Genomic DNA, 4,317 nt, shown 5'->3' on the forward strand with positions numbered 1-4,317 from the left:
CCCCTCCCACACTCAAACCGCGTGAAGCCGACTTATTGAGCCGCAGATTTCGTAGGCGCGCGCAGTTTGCTGCGCAACAGCGCTACGTCGAAGAGGTAGTGGGGCCTCCCACATTTAGTCAGCGGCAGGCGCCCAAATCAGTTGACCCTCTGCATCCACGTCGACCAAGCCTGCAAGCTGCAGCGTCGCCGCATCATCGGCATCCGAAGCCGTCTTGAACGTCTGTCCATCCAGGATCTTGTGAAACTGCGGTGCGCCCATACCGTCCAGTGCCTTGACGGCGACGGCGGCGCTGTAGCCTCCTTCACCCGGTACTACGGCGGAAACGACTTCGTGGTGGGCAAATTGTTTACGTGCCATGTTGCAGGTCCTGGCCAATGGAAAGGCGGCCATTCTAAACCGGTTCAACCGGCGAGTTGCAGGTACTCGCCATAGGCGTGGGCGGCGGATGCGTCGGTGAAGGTCTGAAAATCCATGCTGCGCACCACCATGTCGTTCAACAACTCGGTGAAGATCATCAGCGCCGGCGAGTTGAAGTAGGCGCTCATCGCCTGCTCGCTGCTCCAGAAACCCGAGACCAACCACACATCGGGGTCGACCTGGGAATGCTGCAACGAGAATTGCAGACAACCCTGAGCCTGACGCCCTGGTTCGATCAAACTGCTCAAACGTGCACCGAGTTCGGTGCTGCACCCGGTGCGGGCACGGATAAAGGCCATATGGCTCGCGGGAATGGGGGTGGACATGTTCGACTCTCCCGTTGAGAAGTGATGCTCGGCAAGCACTGTGAGGGTGTGTTGCCACAGGATCAACAATAGCGGCGCAGGGCGGAACGCGGTTAGTCGATTCCTGCCGGCTTATTGCACAATCCTGCGAGAAGCGTAAACCGGGTGTTCGGCCCAGCGGTTTTACGCATGCGCAAACGCCGTGTTTCAGGGAGATGACAGGCCTCGTGCTTGCCTGATTGCCCACATGGCGCAGGATCAGGCAAGGATTATGCAGAATCGACCTAACACTGTTTGAAAAGCCGCCGCTAAGCTGACCCCATCAAAACCGCCTGCAGAGGACGCTTCATGTCGTCGCCCGAACATCAGCCCATTCCCCTCGATGCCGAGATGGAAAAACAGCGCGCCGAACTGGCCAGTATCGTGCACCGGCATACCTGGGAAGATGGATCCTATGGCACTGCAATCACGTCGCTGTACCTGAACCGTCACAACACACCGCGCGACTTTATGCCGGTGCTGGTGGAGCCCGCGCTGTGCATCCTCGCAAATGGCAGCAAGGAAGTGCGCCTGGCCGATGAAATCTTTGCCTACGACCCGCTCAATTACCTGGTGTTCTCGGTGGCGATGCCCGTGGCCGGGCGGATCATCGATGCGACGCCGGAAGATCCGAACCTGTCGGTGCGCATCAACATCGACCCGGCGCAGCTCACGGCCCTGATTGCAGAGGCCGGCCCCATGGGCGTCCCCACGCGCCCGACATCACGCGGCATGTACGTGGACCGCATCGACAACCAATTGCTCGACGCCGTGCTGCGCCTGGCGCGCTTGCTGGACACGCCCAAAGACATCGCCATGCTGGCGCCGTTGATCAACCGGGAAATTCTTTACCGCCTGTTGCGCGGGCCACAGGGGTATCGCCTGTATGAAATTGCCGTGGCCAATAGTCAGAGCCATCGGGTGAGCCAGGCGATCAAGTGGCTCAATGGCAACTATGAGCAACCGCTGCGCATCGATGACCTGGCCAGGGAAGTGAACCTCAGCGTCTCGACCCTGCATCACCGCTTCAAGGCGATCACTGCCATGAGCCCGCTGCAATACCAGAAACAACTGCGCCTGCAGGAAGCGCGGCGGTTGATGATTGCCGAAGGGCTTGAAGCCTCGGCAGCCGGTTATCGGGTGGGGTATGAAAGCCCGTCGCAATTCAGCCGGGAGTACAGCCGACTATTTGGTGCGCCGCCGCTGAGAGACCTGGCCAGACTGCGCCAAAGCATTTGATCTTCAGTGTTTGTCAGTCCAGGGTGCGCGGTAGTTGCAGGGTCACCCGCAACCCACCCTCGCGCAGATTCTGCAAACTCACTTCACCACCGTGGCTGTGGGCGATATTACGCGCAATGCCCAAGCCCAACCCGTAGCCCTGCTGCTGCCCGGCCAGGCGGAAGTGCGGCTCGAACACCTGCTCCAAGCGCTGCTCCGGCACGCCAGGACCTTCATCGTCGACGTGCAGGACAAATTCCGCGCCATCATCCTCGATATGCAAATGCGCGTTCTGCCCGTACTTCAACGCGTTGTCGATCAGGTTGCCAATGCAACGCTTGAGCGCCAGCGGCTTGCCCGGATAGGCCGCCAATGCAGCGCCATCCAGGGTCACGCGGCCGTTGCCGTTGGGCGCGACATAAGGCTCCACCAGGCATTCGAGCACATGGTTGAGATCGACCGGCTGGATGTTCTCGTGGATGTCCGTGTCTTTCACGCATTGCAGCGCGCCCTTCACCAGCAGTTCCAACTCATCCAGATCACGGCCGAACTTGGTTTGCAGGTTTTCATCTTCGAGCAGTTCCACGCGCAGGCGCAGACGGGTGATCGGCGTGCGCAGGTCGTGGGAAATCGCGCTGAACAGCTGGCTGCGCTCGGTCAGGTAGCGGCTGATGCGCTCGCGCATGGCATTGAATGCACGGCCCACTTCCACCACTTCACTACCGCCACCTTCGGCCACCGGTTCTACATCGGCGCCCAGGGACATATCCCGCGCCGCCCGCGCCAGGCGCTTGAGCGGTCGGCTCTGCCAGTGCACCAGCAGGCCAATGAACAACAGCAGGAACCCGCTGGTCAGCACGATAAACCACACCTGCTGGGATGGCAGGCCCTGTTCTTCAAGACTGGTGTAAGGCTCAGGCAGCAACGAAGCGATGTACAGCCATTCGCCTGGGGCGAGCTGGATCTGGGTCACCAGCACCGGCGGGTTTACCGGTTCCAGGGTCAATGCGTAATGGGCCCAGGAGCGCGGCAACTCATCGAGCTTGAGACCGGCGTTGAAGATGCGCAGGTCTTCGGCGCTGACGAACTCCACCGAGATATGCACGTCGGCGCCCAAGGTCTGGCGCAGCACTTCATCCACCGCCACCAGCACCGCCTGTTTGCGCGGGGTTTCGGGCAAGACCTGCATGTCCAGCGGGCGGTCATTGAGGGTCACCACAAACCGGGTGCCGCCCATGCTGCGCAATTGGTCGAGGACCAGCGGGCGATAGGCCACGGGCAACGAACGGAAGTAACTCACACTGGCGGTCATCGAATGCGCCAGGCTGCGGGCGCTGGTGACCAGGCCCTCAAGCTGGGTGGCGCGCAACTGCGAGACCCAGATCACGCTGGACAACGCTTGGGCGAACAACACCGCGAGCAAGGTCAACAGCAGCATGCGCCCCAGCAGCGAGCGCGGTACCGGAAAGCGGCGACGGCGTTCGGTCACCGACTCATTGGACATTGCCGGCAACCACGCTGGCTGCCAGTTGATAACCGCTGCCACGTACGGTGCGGATCAGCCGCGGGGGTTTTTCGGTGTCGCGCAGGCGTTGGCGCAGCCGGCTCACCGCCATGTCCACGATGCGGTCCAGCGGCATCAGGTCGCGGCCACGGGTGGCGTTGCCGATGGTGTCGCGGTCGAGAATCTGTTGCGGGTGGTCGAGAAACAATTTGAGCAGCGCGAAGTCGGCCCCGGAGAGGATCACCTCTTCACCGTCCACATGGAACAGGCGGTGGCTGATCATGTCCAGGCGCCATTCATCGAACACCAGCACATCGCCATTCCCGCTGCGCTCCTGGCCGAACTGGCAGCGGCGCAACAGGGCCTTGATCCGCGCCTGCAACTCACGGGGGCTGAACGGCTTGCCGATGTAGTCATCGGCGCCCAGCTCCAGGCCGATCACACGGTCGGCTTCGTCGGAACTGGCGGTGAGCATGATGATCGGCACCTGCGCCTGGCGCGGATGCTGGCGAATCCAGCGGCAGAGGCTGAAACCGTCTTCGTCCGGCAACATCACATCGAGGATGACCAGGTCGCACGGCGCCTCGTTCATCGCCTGGCGGAACCCCGCGCCATCCGGCACGCCACGCACCTGGAAACCGGCGCGACTGAGGTAGGTTTGCAGCAATTCGCGGATTTCCTGGTCGTCGTCGACGAGGAGAATCGATTTACTGATTACGCTCACGGGGTCCTCCTTGTTGTTATGGGTGTTCTTGATGGCCTCATCGGGGGCAAGCCCCCTCCCACATTTGATTGTGTTCACAGATCAAAGTGTGGGAGGGGCGGTGCGAC

At 61.5% G+C, this 4,317-nt stretch carries 5 protein-coding genes; 1 reads left to right on the top strand and 4 read right to left on the bottom strand.

The genetic code is table 11. The annotated features are described in order from the left end of the window. Positions 1-114: 114 nt before the first annotated feature. Positions 115-360: a hypothetical protein gene (locus IQK56_RS11505; protein WP_150677466.1), complete on the bottom strand. Its 246-nt coding sequence runs from the start codon at positions 358-360 to the stop codon at positions 115-117. Positions 361-404: 44 nt separating this feature from the next. After that, the gene (locus IQK56_RS11510) at positions 405-746 is read right to left on the bottom strand and encodes an antibiotic biosynthesis monooxygenase family protein (RefSeq protein ID WP_016975490.1); all 342 of its coding nucleotides are present in this window, start codon (positions 744-746) and stop codon (positions 405-407) included. A 327-nt stretch (positions 747-1,073) separates the two neighbouring features. Between IQK56_RS11510 and IQK56_RS11515 the strand changes: the two genes are divergently transcribed. Continuing rightward, positions 1,074-2,003 carry an AraC family transcriptional regulator gene (locus tag IQK56_RS11515; protein WP_122305486.1) on the top strand — a complete coding sequence of 310 codons (930 nt, stop codon included), beginning with the start codon at positions 1,074-1,076 and terminating at the stop codon, positions 2,001-2,003. Positions 2,004-2,016: 13 nt separating this feature from the next. Here the strand turns inward: IQK56_RS11515 and IQK56_RS11520 are convergent, their stop codons facing one another. After that, complete coding sequence (locus tag IQK56_RS11520) at positions 2,017-3,486, bottom strand: ATP-binding protein (protein WP_122305485.1); 1,470 nt, start codon at positions 3,484-3,486, stop codon at positions 2,017-2,019. After that, positions 3,476-4,210: a response regulator gene (locus IQK56_RS11525; protein WP_122305484.1), complete on the bottom strand. Its 735-nt coding sequence runs from the start codon at positions 4,208-4,210 to the stop codon at positions 3,476-3,478. The genes IQK56_RS11520 and IQK56_RS11525 overlap by 11 nt, the downstream gene beginning before the upstream one ends. Positions 4,211-4,317 lie beyond the last annotated feature (107 nt).

Source organism: Pseudomonas cyclaminis (assembly GCF_015163715.1).
In the GTDB taxonomy this organism is placed as follows: domain Bacteria; phylum Pseudomonadota; class Gammaproteobacteria; order Pseudomonadales; family Pseudomonadaceae; genus Aquipseudomonas; species Aquipseudomonas cyclaminis.